The organism is Rhizobium oryziradicis (genome assembly GCF_001939045.1).
Lineage (GTDB): Bacteria > Pseudomonadota > Alphaproteobacteria > Rhizobiales > Rhizobiaceae > Allorhizobium > Allorhizobium oryziradicis.
The window spans coordinates 242,915-261,012 of sequence record NZ_MKIM01000022.1; the positions used below are offsets into that span (position 1 = coordinate 242,915).

The window sequence follows — 18,098 nt, forward strand, 5'->3', positions numbered from 1 at the left end:
CCTATGTTTGAAAACAGAATATCCAGCGTTGTCGTGATCGGCGGCGGTATTTTCGGAACCTCCACGGCGGTGCAATTGGCGCGGCGCGGTATCAAGGTGACATTGATCAACGATGGGCCGATTGCCAATGGGGCATCGGGGCGCTCCTTGTCCTGGCTGAACTCATCACGGATGCGTTCCGAGCCTTATCATCGCTTGCGCATGGCAGGCATTGATCGATACCGCACACTGGCTGAGCGCTTTCCGGGAGCGGATTGGCTCTCTTTCAAAGGCGGCCTGACCTGGGATGCCGATGATAGCAGCAATGAGATTGTGGCCGCTTTTGAGCATGAAATCACGCTGGCCTATGATGCGCTTCATCTAGCAGCAGATGAGGTTAAAACCGTCACGCCCGGCGTCAATGCCAATGCCATCACGCCACAGGGGGCGATTTTTAATGCGGCGGAGGGCTGGGTGGATTTGCCATCCCTGATCAAGCTGCTGGTCGGTGAATTTTCGGAGCGCGGCGGCAAAGTGATTACCGATGCCGGGGCGGCCAGTGTGGTGATTGAAAACGGGCGCGCTGTTGGTGCCCGCACCACAAATGGCGCGGTTTTTCTTGCCGATGCCGTGCTGGTTGCTACCGGCCCATCGGTGCCCAAAATGACGGCAGATGTCGGGCAGAAAATTGATGATGGCACGCCCATTTCCCTGCTGGTCACCACCAAACCAGTCGATCTTGCGCTGAAAGCGGTGCTGAACACACCGCGCATTGCCATTCGGCCCGGCCCGAACAACACATTTGCGCTGGATTCTGCCTGGTCCGAGGAAGAGGTCGGCACTCTGGAAGATGGCAGCTATCGGGTGAGGCAGGAAACGCTGGATGGCCTTCTGGCTGAAGCCTCGAAAGTGTTGGAAGGCAATCCGAAGCTTGAGCTTGAAAGCTATGGCGTTGGCCGCAAACCCATTCCAGGTGATGGTGAGCCGGTGCTGGGCGAACTTCAAGCCATTCCGGGTTATTTCGTTGCCTTCAGCCACAGCGGCGCAACGCTTGGTCTGATTGTCGGTGAGCTTCTGGCCTATGAAATTGCCACGGGAGAGCGTCACTCAATGTTGGCCACCTTCCGGCCTGAACGCTTTGCCTGACATTCGAGCGCGCTGCCGATTTAGAGCGCCGATCTGATTCACTCAGATCGAATAGCGCTCTAAATCGGCGGCTCACATCCCGATAAAAATAGTTGTAAGTGTCCACTATTTGATTTAGGCTTTTGAGTAACAAGGGCGCAAAGAACGCTCCGTTTGGGTGGGAAACACAGACCGAGGGCATCAATTCAGCGTCTTGTCAGGAGCCGAAATGGTCCGCTCTCCAGCCTCGCACACAATGCCATCTGCAAATGTTCTTGCCGTTCGCAATCTCACCGTCAGCCTGCCCAAGGGCATGGAACGAAGCTATGCTGTGCAGGATATTTCCTTCTCGCTTCTGGCGGGGGAAATCCTGTGCATCATCGGTGAATCCGGCTCGGGCAAGTCGGTGACGGCCAGTGCCGTCATGGGTTTGCTGTCGCCGGTGATCAAAGTGACGAGCGGCAGCATTGAGCTGAACGGCATGGATATTTTGCAAGCCAAGCCGGATGTGGTGCGGGGTCTGCGGGGGCGCGTGGTGTCGATTATCTTTCAAGACCCGCTCTCGGCGCTCAACCCATTGATGACCATTGGCGATCAGATCATTGAGGTGATGCAAGCCCATAACATCGGCACGCCAGAAACCCGATCTGTGAAACTGCTGGAATTGCTCGTTGAAGTCGGCCTACCAGAGCCAAAGACGCTTCAGCATCAACATCCGTTCCAGCTCTCTGGTGGTCAGCGCCAAAGAGTGATGATTGCCATGGCCTTGGCGCTGGACCCGGATGTGCTGATTGCCGATGAGCCAACCACCGCGCTGGATGTGACCACGCAAGCCCAGATTTTGGAGTTGATCCGCAAAATCCAGCGCCGCAAAGGCATGAGCATGATGTTCATCACCCATGACTTTGGCGTTGTGGCCGAAATTGCTGATCGGGTGATTGTGATGGAAAAAGGCAAAATCGTTGAACAGGGCGTGGCTGCCGATGTGCTGGAACGCCCAACACATCCCTATACGCAAAGGTTGATGGCCGCCGTGCCCCGCATGCGCAGCGTTGATGAGATGCGCGAGGGGCAGACCCCGATTGTGCTACAGGTGGAAAATCTGGAAAAGACCTACCGCCCATCCGGCAGCTTTTTTGCCAAAGCCCGAGCCGTGAAAGCCGTTGATGGCGTGAGCCTGACAATCCGCGAAGGTGAAACTCTTGGTATTGTGGGAGAATCCGGCTCCGGTAAATCATCGCTTGGGCGTATTTTGATGAAGTTGATGGAGGCTGATAGTGGCCGCATCCTGTTTGATGGGCGCGACATTCGCCCCATGACTGAGCAGGCCTTTCGCCCGCTTCGACCCTATATCCAGATGGTGTTTCAAGATCCGTTTGCATCCCTCAATCCGCGTCACACCATTGAAACTGTGCTGACAGCGGGGCCGATTGCCCACGCAATGTCGAAACAGGAAGCCAAAGCGAAAGCACTGCGGTTGCTCTCACTCGTCGGGTTGGATTCTGGTGCCTATGACCGTTACCCCCATGAATTTTCCGGCGGTCAACGCCAACGGATTGGCATTGCGCGGGCCTTGATGTTCGATCCGGTGCTGTTGATTGCCGATGAAGCGGTCTCGGCGCTGGATGTCTCGATTCAGGCGCAGGTGTTGACGCTGCTCAAAGAGATTCAGAACAAAACCAAAATTGCCATGATGTTCATCACCCATGATCTGCGCGTCGCAAGCCAGATTTGTGATGACGTGGCCGTGCTCTACAAGGGCAAAATTGTCGAGCAAGGCCCGCCTGCCCGCATCTTTCGACACCCCGAAAATGACTATACCAAACGGCTGGTAGCGGCCATTCCCGGCTCGGATTGGGAGATTGCCGCAGAGCCTGCATGAACATGTTTGCTCGTTTTGCAGGCAGAAATTTTCCTGCGTATTTTTCTGGCACGAGAGCGAAATAATAGTTGTAATCATCCACTAATTTTGTATGCTCTCACTATCGAGAAAGTGAATAAAAACAAGGTCTGAAGGTTTCAAGGCATCGTGCCATATGCTATTGGCGGCGAATGGATTTTTGCGCGTCTGAGGAGGCAATGGCATGGGGATGGAGACAAAAAATGCACCGCCGGTGACGGTGGATGAGGTTGAGCTTGGCGTTCTGGATGAGATGCTGAGCTTCTTTATCCGCAGCCTCAGCATTGTGGTGTCGCGTGATCTGGATGAGAAACTGGGCGATCTGGAAGTGGCCAAAGGCACCGGCAAGGTCAGCACCTTGTTGCTGGTCGATCGGCATCCCGGCATCCGGCCCTCGGTGATTGCGCAGATTATTATGCGCGATCGTTCGGCCATGGGCCGTCTCGTTGACCTGATGGAAAGTCAGGGGCTGCTCCGGCGGGAAGTCTCCGCCGAAGATAGTCGTGCGCAGGAACTGTATATTACGCCAAAGGGTGCCGAGGTCGCGCAGCAAGTGCGCGCGATTGTTGGGCCACAGTCTGAGGCGTTTTTCTCGGACCTGACCTTGAAAGAGCAGCGCGTCGTTATCGACGCCTTGCGAAAAGTCTACCGGCGAAAGGTCGGGTTTACGTCTTAAAAGCATCGGACCGAAAAGTGGTCGCCGGTTTTTTTTGAAAATCCGATGCTAAAGATTGCGCGGGGGCGCGTATTGTATGAACAAAAACCGCGTCGCAATGATTTCCGGTGCCAATCGCGGGATTGGCGCTGCTATTGCCCAAAAATTGAGTGACGAAGGCTGGCGTTTATCGCTTGGCATGCGCCAGCCGGTGATGCCGGAGTGGGCTGATCCTGCCAAAACGCACCTGTTTGCCTATGATGCCACCGATGCCTCGGCGGAGGGCGCTTGGGTGGCGCAAACCCTTGAAAGATTTGGCGCTATTGACGCAATTGTCGCCAATGCCGGGATTATCATTGCCAAGACGGTGATTGAAGCAGACGACGACGATATTGATGCGTTGCTGGACGTGAATGTCAAAGCCCCGCGCCGTCTTGCCAAGGCTGCCTGGGATGCGCTGTCTGCCAGCGGATGCGGGCGGGTGATTATCATTGGTTCGCTCTCAGGCAAGCGGGTTAAATCCGCAAGTTCCGGCCTTTACTCCGTGTCGAAATTTGCCGCCGTGGCGCTGGCCCACGCCATCCGCCATGCGGGGTTTGATCTTGGCATTCGCGCCACCGCCGTTTGCCCCGGCTTTGTCGCCACCGATATGGCCCGAGGCCTGACCAACCGAGCGGATGAGCACATGACCGACCCGCGCGATCTGGCTCGCATTGTCACCATGCTGATCGACCTGCCGAACGAGGCAAGCATTGCCGAATTTAACATCAACTGCCAGCTGGAAGAGTCCTACTGATGCCCGGTCCTTATGTTGTACCTGTTCACGGTGATGCCGAATTGCCGAAGGAAGTCGATGTTGTCGTGATTGGCGGCGGTATCATTGGCACGTCAACGGCGTTGGAACTGGCCGAAGCCGGATTGCGCGTTGCCCTTTGCGAAAAAGGTGGCATTGGTCAGGAACAATCGAGCCGCAATTGGGGCTGGGTGCGGATTTCAAGGCGCGATCCGCGCGAAGTGCCGTTGATGGCCGAAGCCTTGCGCATCTGGAGCAATCTCGACAAGCGCATTGAGGGCGATACTGGCTATAAGCGGGCCGGAATTATCTTCACCTGCGCCAATGCGAAAGAATATGCCGACCACGCGCGCTGGAACCGCAATCTGGAAGGCTATCAGCTGGATTCACGCATGTTGAGCAAGGCGGAATTCAACGCCATGTTCCCCGGCTCCAATCTGCCTTTGGAAGGCGCGCTCTACACCTCAAACGATGGCCGCGCCGAGCCGCAAAAGGCCGCCCCCGCCATCGCCGAGGCTGCCCGCCGCAAGGGTGCCAGCATTCTCACCGAATGCGCGGTGCGCGGCATTGAAACCTCTGGCGGCAAAGTCTCCGGTGTGATCACCGAGCGCGGAGCCATCGCCTGCACATCTGTGGTGTTGGCCGGCGGCGCGTGGTCCAGCCTGTTTGCGGGCATGTTTGGCCTGCGGCTACCGCAGCTGAAGGTGATGAATAGTGTGCTGCGCACCAAGCCCCTGGAAGGAGGGCCGGAACAGGCGATCTGGTCCAATGGCTTTGCGCTGCGCAAGCGGCAGGATGGCGGCTACACCATTGCATCTGGCCACGAAAACGTGGTGGATATTGTGCCCAAATCTTTCCAGTTCGCGCTCGATTTTCTGCCAGCCCTGAGCAAGGAATGGCGGTCGTTGAAATTCCGATTGGGCGGCCGGTTTTATGATGAAGCCCGCCTCTCAACCCGCTGGCGCATGGATGAGCCAAGCCCGTTTGAATATTGCCGCGTGCTGGACCCTGTGCCCTCGAAAAAGCTGTCTGATCTGGCGCTCGCCAATCTCACCAAGGCCTTTCCGGTCTTTGCGCAGGCCCAGATTGCCCAGCGCTGGGCGGGCTATATTGATGTGACGCCAGACGCTGTGCCGGTGATTTCGGCCATTGATGCCATTCCGGGCTTCCATATGGCCACGGGTTTCTCCGGCCATGGTTTTGGCATCGGGCCTGCGGCGGGGCGGCTGATGGCCGATATTGTGCTTGGTCGCGCGCCGATTGTTGATGCCCATAACTTCAGATTCTCCCGCTTTTCCGATGGATCGAAGATCGAGATCATCAGCGGTTTTTAACCCAGACATCAAACACGCATACGGGAGACTACAACTCGCCTCACAAGAAGGCAGACCAAAAAGACGCAAAATGGATCAGCTCAAAAATAAAATAGGGAACAGCTCCATGTCTAAAGAAATGTCCGAAATTCAAAACATCTCCATCCTGCAACCCACTCGCCGTCAAGCCTTGTCGATGATGGCGATGATGACAGCCGCTGGTGTGGTGACGCCGGGCCTGTTGGGCCGGGGACAGGCCTTTGCCGCACCACCGGCAAAGCCAACCGGCCAACTTGTCATCGCCTTTTCGCAGGAGCCAACCAAGTTCAATCCACACCTTCTGCATATCGAAGTGGATGAGGGCATTCACTTCAGTGTGTTTGATCCGTTGTTTTTTATCGACGAAAAGGGCGTGTTCAAACCATCGTTGGCTGTTGAAGTGCCCACGGTTGCCAATGGCGGCATTTCCGCAGATGGCCTGCATTGGAAAATCAAACTGCGCGATGGTGTGAAATGGCATGATGGCAAGCCATTTACCGCCGAGGACGTGAAATTCACACTGGAGCTTCTGGTCGATCCGAACTTCCTGAGCTGGCGGCGCACCGGCCACGAGCTGGTTCGTGACATCACCGTGGTCTCGCCCACCGAAATCACCTGGCGGATGGATAAGCCCTTTGCCCCTTATGCCTCGATTCTCGCGTCCACCTTCATTGTGCCCAAGCATATTCTGGGGCCAGAAGCGGATAAAAATAACGCCCCCTTTAACAACGCACCGGTGGGCACAGGCCCCTTTAAATGGCTGGAGCGCGTGGCGGGTGACCATATTACCCTTGCCGCCAACACGGATTATTTCGGCGATGGCCCCTATCTGGAACGGATCATCTATAAATATATTCCAGACCTCACCGTGATGTACACGCAGTTTGCCGCAGGCGAAATTGATGTGGTTGGCCTGCAATGGATCACCGCCGATCATTATGAGGATGCCAAGAAGCTGCCCGGTAAGGTGATTGAGGTGATGGAGAGGTCGACGGTCGAGACCGTGACCTTCAATCTGGGCAAGCCGCAGTTTCAGGATCTGGCTGTCCGGCAAGCACTTTACCATGCCATCGACAAACAGACGATCATGGATGCGCTCTATTACGGCCTGCCGAAGTCGACCGAAACCTACATGCCAACGCAATCCTTCTACTTTAACCCGGATTTGCCAAAGCATGAGTATAGTCTTGAAAAGGCAAAGAAACTGCTGGACGATGCGGGCTGGGTGCCGGGCGGCGATGGTATCCGGGTGAAAAATGGCGTGCGCCTATCCTTTGCCAATTCCACCACATCGGGCAATCATCTGCGCGAACAGATGCAGCAATTCATGCAGCAATCTTTCAAGGATATTGGCGTCGAGATGTCCATCTCCAACCTGCCACCCGCCGTGATGTGGGGTGATTTCTGGATGAAGTCACAGTTTGACTCGGCCATCGCCGGGATTGACTTCCTCACCGGGGCCGACCCGGATACATCCGATTATTTCCGCTCAACCTCCACAGTCGCCAAGGGTGGTGCAGGTCAAAACGTCTGGCAATATGCCAACCCGGAGGTGGATAAACTTCTCAGTGAAGGTGGTACGTCCTTTGTGCCGGAAGAGCGCAAGAAGGTTTACCTGAAAATTCAGGAGATTGTCCGTCACGATCTGCCCTTCCTGCCGATGTTCCCGTTCACGGTGGTGCGTGGCCATAAAGCCGGGGTTGAGAATGTCATTGCCAATAGCAATGTGCGCATCGACAGCTGGAATGTGGGGAGCTGGTACAGGGCATAAGCTGCGGCGAAAGATAGCCCCCTCTTGCTGGCAAGGCTGAGGGGGAAGCGCCATAGGCAAATTGCCTCTACGCAACACCTCTCAGCTGGAGAGCCTCCTATGACTCATTATCTCCTCGGAAGATTGTGGCAGAGCCTTGTTCTGCTGCTTCTGGTCTCGATTATCGGTTTTGCGGCACTCACGCTCGCACCCGGCGGGCCTTTGTCGCAATATGTGCTGACACCCGGCATGACACAGGCCACGCTGGATCGCGTGGCCGAACAAATGGGCCTTAATCGACCTCTGCCAATCCAGTATCTTGATTGGCTCTGGCATCTGGTGCGTGGTGATTGGGGCAAATCCTATCGCGATGGACAGCCCGTGCTGAACATCATTTTCAGCCATCTGGGCGCAACTTTGCTGCTGATGGGAACGTCGACCGTGCTCTCTATTATCATCGGCACCTGGGTGGGTATCAAAGGTGCTGTCAGCCGTTATTCGTTGTTTGATTACGTGGCCACCATCGGGGCCATGATTGCGCTGTCCATCCCGACCTTCTGGTTCGGGCTGGTGGCAATCTATCTGTTCTCTCTGAAGCTGAAATGGTTGCCCTCCGGTAGCATGTACACAGCGGGCGACGGGTCGTTTGCGGATTTCGCGATCCATCTGATTATGCCTTCGGTCGTGTTGGCGCTGGTCAATGTTGCCATCTGGAGCCGCTATATGCGCACGGCCACACTGGATGTGATCCATCAAGACTTTGTCCGCACCGCAAAAGCCAAAGGGCTCACTCCGCGCCGAGTGCTAATGAGACATGTTGTTGGCAATGCTCTTTTGCCGATGATCACGCTGGCGGGCATGCAATTGCCGACCATTCTCGGCGGCGCGCTGGTGACTGAGACCGTGTTTACATGGCCCGGCATGGGGCGGCTGTTTCTCGATAGTCTGGGTTATAGCGACTACCCTGTGGTGATGGGGCTTTTGATGTTTTCCGCCATTTTTGTGCTGGCGGGCAATCTGATTGCCGATCTGCTGGTTGCCTTTATCGACCCACGCATTCGCCTCGGTTAAGGAGAACAACAATGTCCCAAGCCGCCACCATTCCCGCCGCTGCCTCCCACCATTGGTGGCAAAACAGAACTTTGCGGCGCTTTGCCCGCCACAAGCTGGCCATGGTTGGACTGGTGATGATCACCGTTTTGACGCTGGCCTGTGTTGTTGGTCCATGGCTTTTGCCGTTCAATGATCTTTATATCGACCTTCGCGCCCGCTTTGCCCCACCGTTGACCGGCTATCATATCTTCGGCACTGACCCTTTGGGACGCGATCTGGCGGCGCGCTTGTTTATGGCCGGACGAATTTCGCTGCTGATCGGCTTTTTTGCCATGGTGCTCTGCACCGTGTTTGGCACCATCATCGGTGTGGCGGCGGGCTATTATGGTGGGCGGATTGGTGCCTTTCTGATGCGTTTTGTGGATGCCTTTCTGGCCTTTCCCAGCATTTTTCTGCTGCTGGCGCTGGCAGCTTTCATCAAGCCAAGCCCGTTCATGATTACCGTGATCATTGCCGTCACCAGTTGGATGGAAGTGGCTCGTATTGTTGAGGCCGAGGTACGCTCCCTGCGGGAGCGTGATTTCATTCTGGCGGCGCGGATGCTGGGCCTTCCCAACCGCTGGATCATGTTTCGGGAGTTGCTGCCCAATGTCATGGGTCCCATCATTGTGGCCGCAACGCTGACTGTTGCCCGCGCCATTCTGCTGGAAGCCTATGTCAGCTTTCTGGGTTACGGCATTCAGCCACCGCTGCCTAGCTGGGGTAATATGCTCAATGGCGCACAGCAATATCTGGCCTCAGCGCCTTGGCTGGCGATTGTGCCGGGCATTGCCATTACCCTTGCTGTGACCAGTTTCAACTTTATCGGCGACGGATTGCGTGATGCGCTGGACGCGCGCGGCGATCTGCATTGAGGATGATAACGATGAGCAAATTCTCTCCCTTTGAAGACAGCCTGTGGTTTGCAACCGCCGCCCCTGCCCCGCAGACCCTTATGCTGGAGGAGCGCGTGCAGGCCGATGTCTGCATTGTTGGTGCAGGCTATACCGGCATGACCACGGCGCTGGAATTGGCAAAGAAAGGCGTCAAAGTGGTGCTGTTAGAGGCACAACAGGCTGGTTTTGGCGGCTCCGGCCGCAATGCTGGCCACTGCACCCCAACATTTACCCATTACAGCCTGCCGCAATTGCGCAAATTGCTGGGCGAGCCTTGGGCGGAACGGCTGATTGCCCGCCAGACACAAGCCAATGCCAAAGTGTCCAGCATGATCCAGCATTATCAAATCCAGTGCGAATGGCAGCAGAATGGCTATATTCAGGCGGCATCGCGGCCTAGCGCCATTCCACTCATTCAGGAAAAGGTTGGTCAATATAACGCCGTTGGTGCGAAAACGCGCTTTGTGAATAAAGCCGAAGTGGAAGACATCACCGGCAGCCCCCGCTTTTTCGGTGGCTGGTTTCACACCGAAGGGGGCCATGTTAATCCCCTGGGCTATGCCCGTGGTCTCGCCCGTGCTGTGATGCAGGAGGGCGCAGCCCTCTACACTGGATCACGCGTGGATGACATCAAACCCGAAGGCGGGCGCTGGTTGGTGAAAACCGAGAAAGGCTCTGTTGTTGCCGATAAGGTGATTTTTTCCACCGGAGCCTACACCGTGGGTGGCTGGCCGAAGCTGGATCAAAGCTTCAAGATCATGAAAGTGTTTGTGGCCGCAACCCAGCCCCTGTCCGATGATGAACGCCAATCCGTGCTGCCACAAAACACCACCATCCACGATGGTCGGGGCGACATCTATGTTTACAAATACAATGCCGAGGGCCGCATCGTGGCCTCCATGTTTCCCATGGGTCGCCGTGGCCGCGACATGGCCTATACGCGGCAGGTGATGAGTGATCGGCTGAAATGGCTGCACCCGCAAATCAAACAGGATATCCGTTGGGATTACTTCTGGTTCGGTGAACTGGATATGCAATACCGGACAGTCCCTCGCCTTTACGGCCTCGCCCCCGGTGTTGTAGCACTCACGGGTCTTTCAGGACGCGGAGTGCCCACCGGCAGCATGTTGGGTGGCATTTTGTCAGAGTGGGCGCTGGACGTGCCGGAGAAAGACCTGTCACTCAAAATCGAGCCGTTGCACAAGGCACCGTTTTACATGAGTTATGGCCCGCAATTGACCTTACGCTATTATCGGGCGGTGGATTGGCTTAAAAGTCGTATGGATGGAGCCACACTACCACCGCACCCCTGATCACGCCCAATAGGGTTCTGTTGCAAAAATTCCGATGATGCTCAAAAGGCAGCGTAACGTTAATCGGACTCGATCAAAATGTAGGATCTGGCCGCATGACCAGCTCCAGCCGTCACGGCCAGTCGTGATAATCCACATTGACGCGGGTGGCGGCTGGCGCGGATGTCTGGCGCACGGCTTTACGATAACGGGCGGGTGACAGGCCGGTTTTACCTTTGAAAAAATGACTGAAATGCGCCGGGTCTTTAAAGCCCAGCCCGTCGGAGATGTCGCGCACACTGCGGTCTGAACGTTCAAGCCGGATGCGGGCCTCCTGCGCCAAGCGCTCATGCAACAGCTCCAGCGGAGCGCGGCTGAGACTGCGGCTGCAAATCGCGTGCAGGCGATCCATGGAAATGCCAAGCTGCTGTGCATAATAGGATATAGGCCGGTGCTGGCGAAACTCGGTTTCGACCAATTGTCGAAATTGTTGCAACAGCGTGCCACCACCCACTGAGAGCACGGCGGCAGGCTCATCCGGCGTGTTGTAGCGCCACGCCCAGAGCAAAAGAAGTTGCAGATGCGCGGAAACCGCCATCTGCGACGGCTGGCTCTGGGCTTGAACCTCAGCAATCAGCGCCTGAAATTGCGTCTCCAAAGAGCGGCACGCGCCAGCATCCATTCTCTTAAACAGACTGAAATGGCCTATAAACTGGCGAATGGCAGGTGATTCAGGATAATCACCCACGGCTTGCGCCATAACGTCCATCGCGGCACCCGCCACATAGGCGCGCGAACCCGCAGCCAGGCGCAAACGCCTGCTATCGGAGGGCGGTACAACTGCCAGACTTGGCCCCTCCAGCACCTCCTGTTGCTCGGCACGCTCTATTGTCATGCGGCCATGGCTGAGAAAAACCAGATGGACAAACCAACGGTGGGGTGCGGCACCGGTGCGAAAACTGCGCTCGGACAGCGCGGGTTCCCACACTTCCGCCCGCAGATGCCGCATCAAGGCGAAATCATCGGTCATCCCATCCCCCTTGGTTTTACAAGGATACCCATTTTTCTATAATTACAACCCAGATATAAACATTCTTATAGAATCGCAATGCTGTAAGTTCACATTGAGCCTTTGGGAGGAGGCAATGAGCATGGGGTCAGGGCGGGGTTTTCCTTCAGATGTGAACATCGCGAGTGCGCCCGCGCAGGGGCATGCCAATGCCGAGCCTTTTCGCGCCGATCTCTTGGTGAGCGGCAAAGCTGTTGGCTCTGTCTCACACGCCACATTCACGCGCATCAACCCGCTCTCTGGTGATGTTGTCACCATTGCCAGCGCGGCCACCGTTGCGGATGTGGACAACGCTGCCTTGAGTGCGGCCTCCGCCTTTCCCGACTGGTCAGCAACCGGCCCGTCAGCGCGCAAAACCCTTCTGGAAAAGGCGGCAGAGCTGCTGATCCAACAGAAAGAGGCTTTTATCCCGGTGATGATGGCCGAGACGGGCGCGACCCGGCAATGGTGCGAATTCAATGTTGAGTATGGTGCCAAAATCCTGATCGATGCCGCCAGCATGACCCGCTACATGGCGGAAAGCCCCCTGCCCGATCCGCTGCCAGAACCCTATTCCGTTTCCATTCGCCAACCCGCTGGTGTCTGTCTGGCAATAGCACCATGGAATGCTCCCATCTTGCTGGCTGTGCGCTCTTTTGCGCTGGCGCTGGCCTGCGGCAACACGGTCATTTTGAAGACCTCCGAGCTTTGCCCCGCAACCCAGAGACTTTTGGGCGATGTGTTGCAGCAAGCGGGCCTGCCGGATGGCGTGTTGAACATCATCTCCAATGCGCCCGCGGATGCGTCTTTGATTGTCGAAGCACTGATTGCCCATCCCGTCGTGCGCCGGGTGAATTTTACCGGATCCACCCGCGTTGGCCGCATCATTGCCCAGATGGCCGCCCGCCATCTCAAACGCTGTCTGCTGGAATTGGGCGGCAAGGCACCGTTGATCGTGTTGGACGATGCCGATCTGGAAGAGGCAACAAAGGCTGCCGCCTTTGGTGCGTTTTTCAATCAGGGTCAGGTGTGTATGTCCACAGAGCGTATCATCGTGCTTGATGCGGTGGCAGATGCCTTCGTGGGTCTGTTTGTCGAAAAAGCCAGAGCGCTGACTGCCGCCGATCCCATGGCCGTGGCCCACCCGCTTGGTACGCTGATTTCAGTCGATTCCGGCCGTCGCATTGCCGCAATGATTGATGACGCCGTGGCCAAAGGGGCGAAAGTGGTGGTTGGTGGGCAGGTTCATGACGCGCTGATGGATGCGACCGTGATTGATCATGTCGCACCAACCATGCGGCTTTATCGCGAGGAAAGTTTTGGGCCCCTCGTTTCCATCATTCGCGTAGGCGACGATGAAGAGGCGATCACCATTGCCAATGACTGCGAATATGGCCTGTCTGGTGCCGTGTTCAGCCGCAACGTGGCAAAGGCCATGGCGTTGGCGCGGCGGGTTGAAACTGGCATTTTGCACATCAATTCCGCAACCGTCGAAGATCATCCGCATATGCCCTTTGGCGGGGTCAAGGCATCAGGCTATGGCCGCTTTGGAGGAGAAGCGGCGCTGGATGAATTCACGGAATTGCGCTGGGTAACCGTCTCATCTGGTGAAAAACACTACCCGATTTAAACACAAAACATAACATGCAGGAGGAAAACCATGTTTGAAATCAAACAAATAATCAACGGCAAAAAGGTCGACGCCATTTCGGGCAAGACATTTGACCGCATTGATCCCTTTACGGGCAAAGTGGCCAGCCGCGCCCCGGCTTCAAGCATCGAGGATGTGAAGGCAGCGGTTGCCGCAGCGCAAGCCGCTTTCCCGGCCTGGTCTAAAACCGGACCCAATGCGCGCCGCGCACTGCTGTTGAAGGCTGCCGACATTATGGAATCCAAGGCTGGCGAATTTGCCAAGCTGATGATCGAGGAAACAGGCGGCACAGCGCCTTGGGCAGGCTTTAACGCCATGCTGGGTGCGGGCATCTTGCGCGAAGTGGCCAGCATGACCACCCAGATTCAGGGCGAGGTCATTCCCTCTGAAAAGCCCGGCACGCTGGCGATGGCAACCCGGCAGGCTGCCGGTGTGTGCCTTGGCATTGCACCATGGAATGCGCCGATTATTCTGGGCACCCGTGCGGTTGCCATGGCCATTGCCTGCGGCAACACCGCCATTTTGAAAGCCTCCGAGGCCTGCCCTGCCATTCATGTGTTGATCGGCGACGTGCTGGTGGAAGCCGGTCTTCCCGACGGCGTTATCAATGTCATCACCAATGCGCCGGAAGATGCAGCCCAAGTGGTGGAAGCGCTGGTGTCGGCACCGGAAGTGCGCCGGGTCAACTTCACCGGCTCCACCAAGGTTGGCCGGATCATTGGCGAGCTTTGCGGCCGTCATCTCAAGCCAGCGCTGTTGGAACTTGGCGGCAAGGCTCCGCTGATTGTGTTGGAAGATGCCGATATTGACGGTGCGGTCAATGCTGCCGTGTTTGGATGCTACGCCAACAACGGCCAGATCTGCATGTCCACCGAGCGCCTGATTGTGGTGGATTCGGTTGCCGATGAATTTGTGCAAAAGCTCGCCGCCCGCGTCGCCTCGCTGCCCGCCGGTGATCCGCGCGGCCATGTGGTGCTGGGCTCGCTGGTGAACCCAGAAGCAGCCGTGAAAATGCAGGCCTTTATTGATGATGCAACGTCAAAGGGTGCAACCCTTGTAGCAGGGGGCCAGATCACCGGCAGCGTTGTTGCCGCGACCTTGCTGGATCATGTCAAGGAAGGCATGCGCAGCTTTGATGAAGAAAGCTTCGGCCCCGTCAAGCCGGTTATTCGCGTCAAAGACGAGGAAGAGGCCATTCGCATCGCCAATGATACCGAATACGGCCTGTCAGCCGCCGTGTTCAGCCGCGATATTCAGCGCGCTCTGGCTGTGGCCGCCCGCATCGAATCCGGCATTTGCCACATCAACGGCCCAACCGTTGGCGATGAAGGCCAAATGCCGTTTGGCGGCGTGAAGGGTTCTGGCTACGGCCGCTTTGGTGGCAAGGCTGGCATTGCCGAGTTTACCGATCTGCGCTGGATTACCATTGAAGATCCAAACCAGCATTATCCGTTCTGATAAATGAGTAAATCCGGGAGAGGCTTTTCGCCTCTCCCGGATGTTTATCGCATAATCTGCGAGCTTGACTTATTTTTTGGCTTTGGATGCAGGCTGCTTCATGGTGCGCGCATCTTCCTGCATTTCCAGCCACATGGCGTTCAAAACGGCAAACATGGCGGCAAAGGGCAATCCGAGAAGCCAGGCGAAGTACCACATGATATTTCCTTTCTCGGTCAATAAACCGATTCTGAATTGGCTTTGACGTCGGCTTCCGTGACCTTGCCCCACAGAACCTTGTAGACCCATGAGGTATAGGCAAGGATAATCGGTACAAAAATCACCGCAGCCACCAGCATCACAAACAAGGTCTGTTGCGAGGATGAGGAATCCCACACTGTCAGCGATGAGCGTGGATCAATGGTGGATGGCAGAATGAAGGGGAACATGGTCAATCCCACCGATGAGACCACGCCAATAATCGACAGCTTCGAGAACAACAGCGTCGACACTTCCCGACCAGCACGAAGACCAAGGAATGTCAGCAGACCACCCAGAATGCCCACAATGGGTGCAACCGCAATCCAGGGACGGATGGCATAGGCAGACAACCACGATCCGGCCTGAATAGCCTCCTTATACAGCGGGTTGGATGGACCATCTGCCACGGCTGGAAGGGTGACCTGATAGCCCACAATCCCCTTTGCCAGCCAGACACCAGCGAGAATATAGGCCACAACAGTGATCAGCGATGTGACCGAGCCAATTTTACGGGCGCGATCGCGCACGGCACCTTCTGTTTTGAGGTTGAGCCACGCCGCACCATGGGTCACCAGCATCATCAGCGACACCACGCCCGCGAGTAAGGCAAAGGGGTTCAGAAGACCAAAGAATGTGCCGTCATAGAAAATCCGAAGGTCTTCATCAAAGCGGAACGGCACACCCTGCAAGACATTGCCCATGGCAACACCAAAGATCAGCGCTGGCACAGCACCACCCACAAACAGCGCCCAATCCCAGCAGTTCCGCCATAAAGCGCTGTCACGCTTGGAGCGATATTTGAAACCAACCGGACGTAAGATGAAGGATGCCAGAATGGCAAACATCGCCAGATAAAAGCCCGAAAAGCTGGCTGCATAAAGCGGAGGCCAAGCGGCAAAGATGGCACCACCGCCCAGAATGAACCAGACCTGGTTGCCTTCCCAAACAGGGCCGATGGTGTTGATGGTCACGCGACGCTCCAGATCGTTGCGACCAACAAAGGGCAGCAGCGCGCCAACGCCCATATCAAAGCCATCGGTGAGGGCAAAGCCCGTGAGCAGAACGCCCAGCAGCACCCACCAGATCACGCGCAAGACGTCAAAGTCGATGAGTAGATTGAGGATCATGATGATTACTCCGCAGCAGGAAGGGTGGCGGGAGCAAGGCGAGCGCTGTGCTGCTTCTGCCAGTTTTCAGTTTCATGCACGTCGATATGCGGGCCTTTGCGGATATATTTGAGCATCAAGCCCATCTCGACCACGAACAGCGCCGTGTACAGCAGCACAAAGCCTGCCAAGGTGAGCAAGAGATCTGTCACGCTAAGGCTGGAGGCCGAAAGCGCCGTTGGCAACACGCCATCCACGGTCCAGGGTTGACGACCAAACTCGGCAACAATCCATCCCAGTTCAGCAGCAATCCAGGGGGCAGGAATGATGAGAACGGCAATCCACAGGGCGTAACGCGGAAACTGCATCTTGCGAAACGACACCATGTAGAAGAACCAGATCATCACGCCGATGAAGGCAAAGCCGAGGACAACCATCAGGCGGAAGGCCCAAAACAGCGGCCAAACCGTTGGCACGGTATCATTGGCGGCCTTGACAATTTGCTCTGGCGTGGCTGTGCGTGGATCATCGGTGTAACGCTTCAGCAGCAAGGCAAATCCCAAATCCGCACTGTGATTTTCGAAGGCGGCCTTATCGGCATCGGTCATTTTGCCCCTGTTGGCGCGCACATTCATCAGCGCGTCATAGGCAATCAGGCCAGAGCGAATACGCACCTCTGCCTGGGCAACCAGTTGGTCGATGCCCGGAATTTCCGTGGTGAGCGAGCGTGTGCCAATCAAGCCCATGACATAGGGAATATGAATGGCGTAATGGGTTTCGCGCGCTTGCTGATCGGGAAAACCAAACAGGGTGAAGCTGGCGGGTGCGGGTTGGGTTTCCCACATGCCTTCAATGGCTGCCATTTTCATCTTCTGCGAGTGGCTGACACCGTAACCCGACTCATCACCCAGCACCACAACCGAGAGCGATGCGGCAAGGCCAAAGCTGGCGGCAATGGCAATCGAGCGTTTGGCAAGGTCCACATGACGATTCTTAAGCAAATACCAGGCAGAAACACCGAGCACGAAGACCGCTGCCGTGACATAACCCGCCGACACCGTATGCACAAATTTGGCTTGTGCTGTCTCGTTGAAAACAACGTCGTAGAAGCTGGTCATTTCCATGCGCATGGTCTGCGGATTAAAGACAGCGCCAACCGGATTTTGCATCCAGCCATTGGCAATCAAAATCCACAGCGCCGACATGTTGGAGCCGATCGCCACCAGCCAGGTAACAATCAGATGCGCCCGCGCCGAGAGCTTGTCCCAGCCGAAAAAGAACAGGCCAACAAATGTGGCCTCCAGAAAGAAGGCCATCAAGCCTTCAATGGCCAAGGGCGCGCCGAAAATATCGCCGACATATTGGCTATAGTAGCTCCAGTTCATGCCGAACTGGAATTCCATGGTGAGACCGGTGGCCACGCCAAGGACGAAGTTGATCCCGAACAATGTACCCCAGAATTTCGTCATTTGCCGCCAGATAGGCCGTCCCGTCATGACATAGACGGTCTCCATAATGGCGACGATAACGGAAAGTCCGAGTGTCAGGGGAACGAAAAGGAAGTGGTAAAGCGCCGTTGCAGCAAACTGCAAGCGCGATAGCTCAATGATATTGAGTTCCATTGTCTTTGCTCTTTCTGACCCGAAAAAATGCATTTTGCAATGCACATGCGCTGTGTTTACGCTTGGCACCCCATGCTGGAGTTGATCGAAATCAAAAAGCGATTATACAATATACAAATGCGCCAATGCGCCGCACCCT

General features: G+C 56.1%; 15 protein-coding genes. 11 read left to right on the forward strand and 4 right to left on the reverse strand.

The window, feature by feature from the left end; translation table 11 throughout:
- Positions 1-3 precede the first annotated feature (3 nt).
- The 9 genes from BJF95_RS04905 to BJF95_RS04945 all read left to right on the forward strand — a co-directional run bounded on the left by BJF95_RS04905 (position 4) and on the right by BJF95_RS04945 (position 10,855).
- Positions 4-1,125 carry an NAD(P)/FAD-dependent oxidoreductase gene (locus BJF95_RS04905; RefSeq protein ID WP_075638337.1) on the forward strand — a complete coding sequence of 374 codons (1,122 nt, stop codon included), beginning with the start codon at positions 4-6 and terminating at the stop codon, positions 1,123-1,125.
- A gap of 208 nt (positions 1,126-1,333) precedes the next feature.
- On the forward strand, positions 1,334-2,986 hold the full coding sequence (locus tag BJF95_RS04910) for a dipeptide ABC transporter ATP-binding protein (RefSeq protein ID WP_075638338.1): 1,653 nt from the start codon (positions 1,334-1,336) through the stop codon (positions 2,984-2,986).
- A 202-nt stretch (positions 2,987-3,188) separates the two neighbouring features.
- Positions 3,189-3,680 carry a MarR family winged helix-turn-helix transcriptional regulator gene (locus tag BJF95_RS04915; protein WP_075638339.1) on the forward strand — a complete coding sequence of 164 codons (492 nt, stop codon included), beginning with the start codon at positions 3,189-3,191 and terminating at the stop codon, positions 3,678-3,680.
- Positions 3,681-3,756: 76 nt separating this feature from the next.
- On the forward strand, positions 3,757-4,455 hold the full coding sequence (locus BJF95_RS04920) for an SDR family NAD(P)-dependent oxidoreductase (protein ID WP_075638340.1): 699 nt from the start codon (positions 3,757-3,759) through the stop codon (positions 4,453-4,455).
- The gene (locus BJF95_RS04925) at positions 4,455-5,786 is read left to right on the forward strand and encodes an NAD(P)/FAD-dependent oxidoreductase (RefSeq protein WP_075638341.1); all 1,332 of its coding nucleotides are present in this window, start codon (positions 4,455-4,457) and stop codon (positions 5,784-5,786) included. Before BJF95_RS04920 ends, BJF95_RS04925 begins: the two co-directional genes overlap by 1 nt.
- 118 nt (positions 5,787-5,904) lie before the next feature.
- Positions 5,905-7,575 (forward strand): peptide ABC transporter substrate-binding protein, encoded by a 1,671-nt coding sequence (locus tag BJF95_RS04930; protein ID WP_075638342.1) that lies wholly within the window; start codon positions 5,905-5,907, stop codon positions 7,573-7,575.
- Between the two features lie 99 nt (positions 7,576-7,674).
- The gene (locus BJF95_RS04935) at positions 7,675-8,625 is read left to right on the forward strand and encodes an ABC transporter permease (protein ID WP_075638343.1); all 951 of its coding nucleotides are present in this window, start codon (positions 7,675-7,677) and stop codon (positions 8,623-8,625) included.
- 11 nt (positions 8,626-8,636) lie between these two features.
- Complete coding sequence (locus BJF95_RS04940; RefSeq protein ID WP_075638344.1) at positions 8,637-9,521, forward strand: ABC transporter permease; 885 nt, start codon at positions 8,637-8,639, stop codon at positions 9,519-9,521.
- A gap of 11 nt (positions 9,522-9,532) precedes the next feature.
- Entirely contained in the window at positions 9,533-10,855 is a 1,323-nt protein-coding gene (locus BJF95_RS04945; protein WP_075638345.1) for an NAD(P)/FAD-dependent oxidoreductase, read from the forward strand.
- Positions 10,856-10,967: 112 nt separating this feature from the next.
- On the opposite strand, the gene BJF95_RS04950 is transcribed toward BJF95_RS04945, so the two are convergent.
- Positions 10,968-11,864: an AraC family transcriptional regulator gene (locus BJF95_RS04950; protein ID WP_075638346.1), complete on the reverse strand. Its 897-nt coding sequence runs from the start codon at positions 11,862-11,864 to the stop codon at positions 10,968-10,970.
- A 115-nt stretch (positions 11,865-11,979) separates the two neighbouring features.
- On the opposite strand from BJF95_RS04950, the gene BJF95_RS04955 reads away from it, so the two are divergent.
- Both BJF95_RS04955 and BJF95_RS04960 read left to right on the forward strand, forming a co-directional pair.
- Positions 11,980-13,512: an aldehyde dehydrogenase gene (locus BJF95_RS04955; protein WP_245297232.1), complete on the forward strand. Its 1,533-nt coding sequence runs from the start codon at positions 11,980-11,982 to the stop codon at positions 13,510-13,512.
- Between the two features lie 30 nt (positions 13,513-13,542).
- Complete coding sequence (locus BJF95_RS04960) at positions 13,543-14,991, forward strand: aldehyde dehydrogenase (RefSeq protein WP_075638347.1); 1,449 nt, start codon at positions 13,543-13,545, stop codon at positions 14,989-14,991.
- 69 nt (positions 14,992-15,060) lie between these two features.
- On the opposite strand, the gene cydX is transcribed toward BJF95_RS04960, so the two are convergent.
- Genes cydX through BJF95_RS04975 form a run of 3 tightly spaced genes read right to left on the reverse strand, consistent with a single transcriptional unit; the run spans position 15,061 to position 17,959 of the window.
- Positions 15,061-15,189, reverse strand: coding sequence for a cytochrome bd-I oxidase subunit CydX (cydX, locus tag BJF95_RS04965; protein ID WP_075638400.1), 129 nt, complete (start codon positions 15,187-15,189; stop codon positions 15,061-15,063).
- A gap of 17 nt (positions 15,190-15,206) precedes the next feature.
- The gene (gene cydB / locus BJF95_RS04970; protein ID WP_075638348.1) at positions 15,207-16,358 is read right to left on the reverse strand and encodes a cytochrome d ubiquinol oxidase subunit II; all 1,152 of its coding nucleotides are present in this window, start codon (positions 16,356-16,358) and stop codon (positions 15,207-15,209) included.
- A 5-nt stretch (positions 16,359-16,363) separates the two neighbouring features.
- Positions 16,364-17,959: a cytochrome ubiquinol oxidase subunit I gene (locus BJF95_RS04975; protein WP_075638349.1), complete on the reverse strand. Its 1,596-nt coding sequence runs from the start codon at positions 17,957-17,959 to the stop codon at positions 16,364-16,366.
- Positions 17,960-18,098 lie beyond the last annotated feature (139 nt).

Excerpts from the sequence above, each read along its gene's own strand:
- BJF95_RS04910 (WP_075638338.1), top strand. The coding sequence starts at position 1,334 with ATGGTCCGCTCTCCAGCCTCGCACACAATGCCATCTGCAAATGTTCTT.
- BJF95_RS04975 (WP_075638349.1), bottom strand. The coding sequence starts at position 17,959 with ATGGAACTCAATATCATTGAGCTATCGCGCTTGCAGTTTGCTGCAACG.
- BJF95_RS04940 (WP_075638344.1), top strand. The coding sequence starts at position 8,637 with ATGTCCCAAGCCGCCACCATTCCCGCCGCTGCCTCCCACCATTGGTGG.
- cydB (WP_075638348.1), bottom strand. The coding sequence starts at position 16,358 with ATGATCCTCAATCTACTCATCGACTTTGACGTCTTGCGCGTGATCTGG.
- BJF95_RS04905 (WP_075638337.1), top strand. The coding sequence starts at position 4 with ATGTTTGAAAACAGAATATCCAGCGTTGTCGTGATCGGCGGCGGTATT.
- BJF95_RS04955 (WP_245297232.1), top strand. The coding sequence starts at position 11,980 with ATGAGCATGGGGTCAGGGCGGGGTTTTCCTTCAGATGTGAACATCGCG.
- BJF95_RS04930 (WP_075638342.1), top strand. The coding sequence starts at position 5,905 with ATGTCCGAAATTCAAAACATCTCCATCCTGCAACCCACTCGCCGTCAA.
- BJF95_RS04915 (WP_075638339.1), top strand. The coding sequence starts at position 3,189 with ATGGGGATGGAGACAAAAAATGCACCGCCGGTGACGGTGGATGAGGTT.
- BJF95_RS04945 (WP_075638345.1), top strand. The coding sequence starts at position 9,533 with ATGAGCAAATTCTCTCCCTTTGAAGACAGCCTGTGGTTTGCAACCGCC.
- cydX (WP_075638400.1), bottom strand. The coding sequence starts at position 15,189 with ATGTGGTACTTCGCCTGGCTTCTCGGATTGCCCTTTGCCGCCATGTTT.
- BJF95_RS04925 (WP_075638341.1), top strand. The coding sequence starts at position 4,455 with ATGCCCGGTCCTTATGTTGTACCTGTTCACGGTGATGCCGAATTGCCG.
- BJF95_RS04920 (WP_075638340.1), top strand. The coding sequence starts at position 3,757 with ATGAACAAAAACCGCGTCGCAATGATTTCCGGTGCCAATCGCGGGATT.
- BJF95_RS04950 (WP_075638346.1), bottom strand. The coding sequence starts at position 11,864 with ATGACCGATGATTTCGCCTTGATGCGGCATCTGCGGGCGGAAGTGTGG.
- BJF95_RS04935 (WP_075638343.1), top strand. The coding sequence starts at position 7,675 with ATGACTCATTATCTCCTCGGAAGATTGTGGCAGAGCCTTGTTCTGCTG.
- BJF95_RS04960 (WP_075638347.1), top strand. The coding sequence starts at position 13,543 with ATGTTTGAAATCAAACAAATAATCAACGGCAAAAAGGTCGACGCCATT.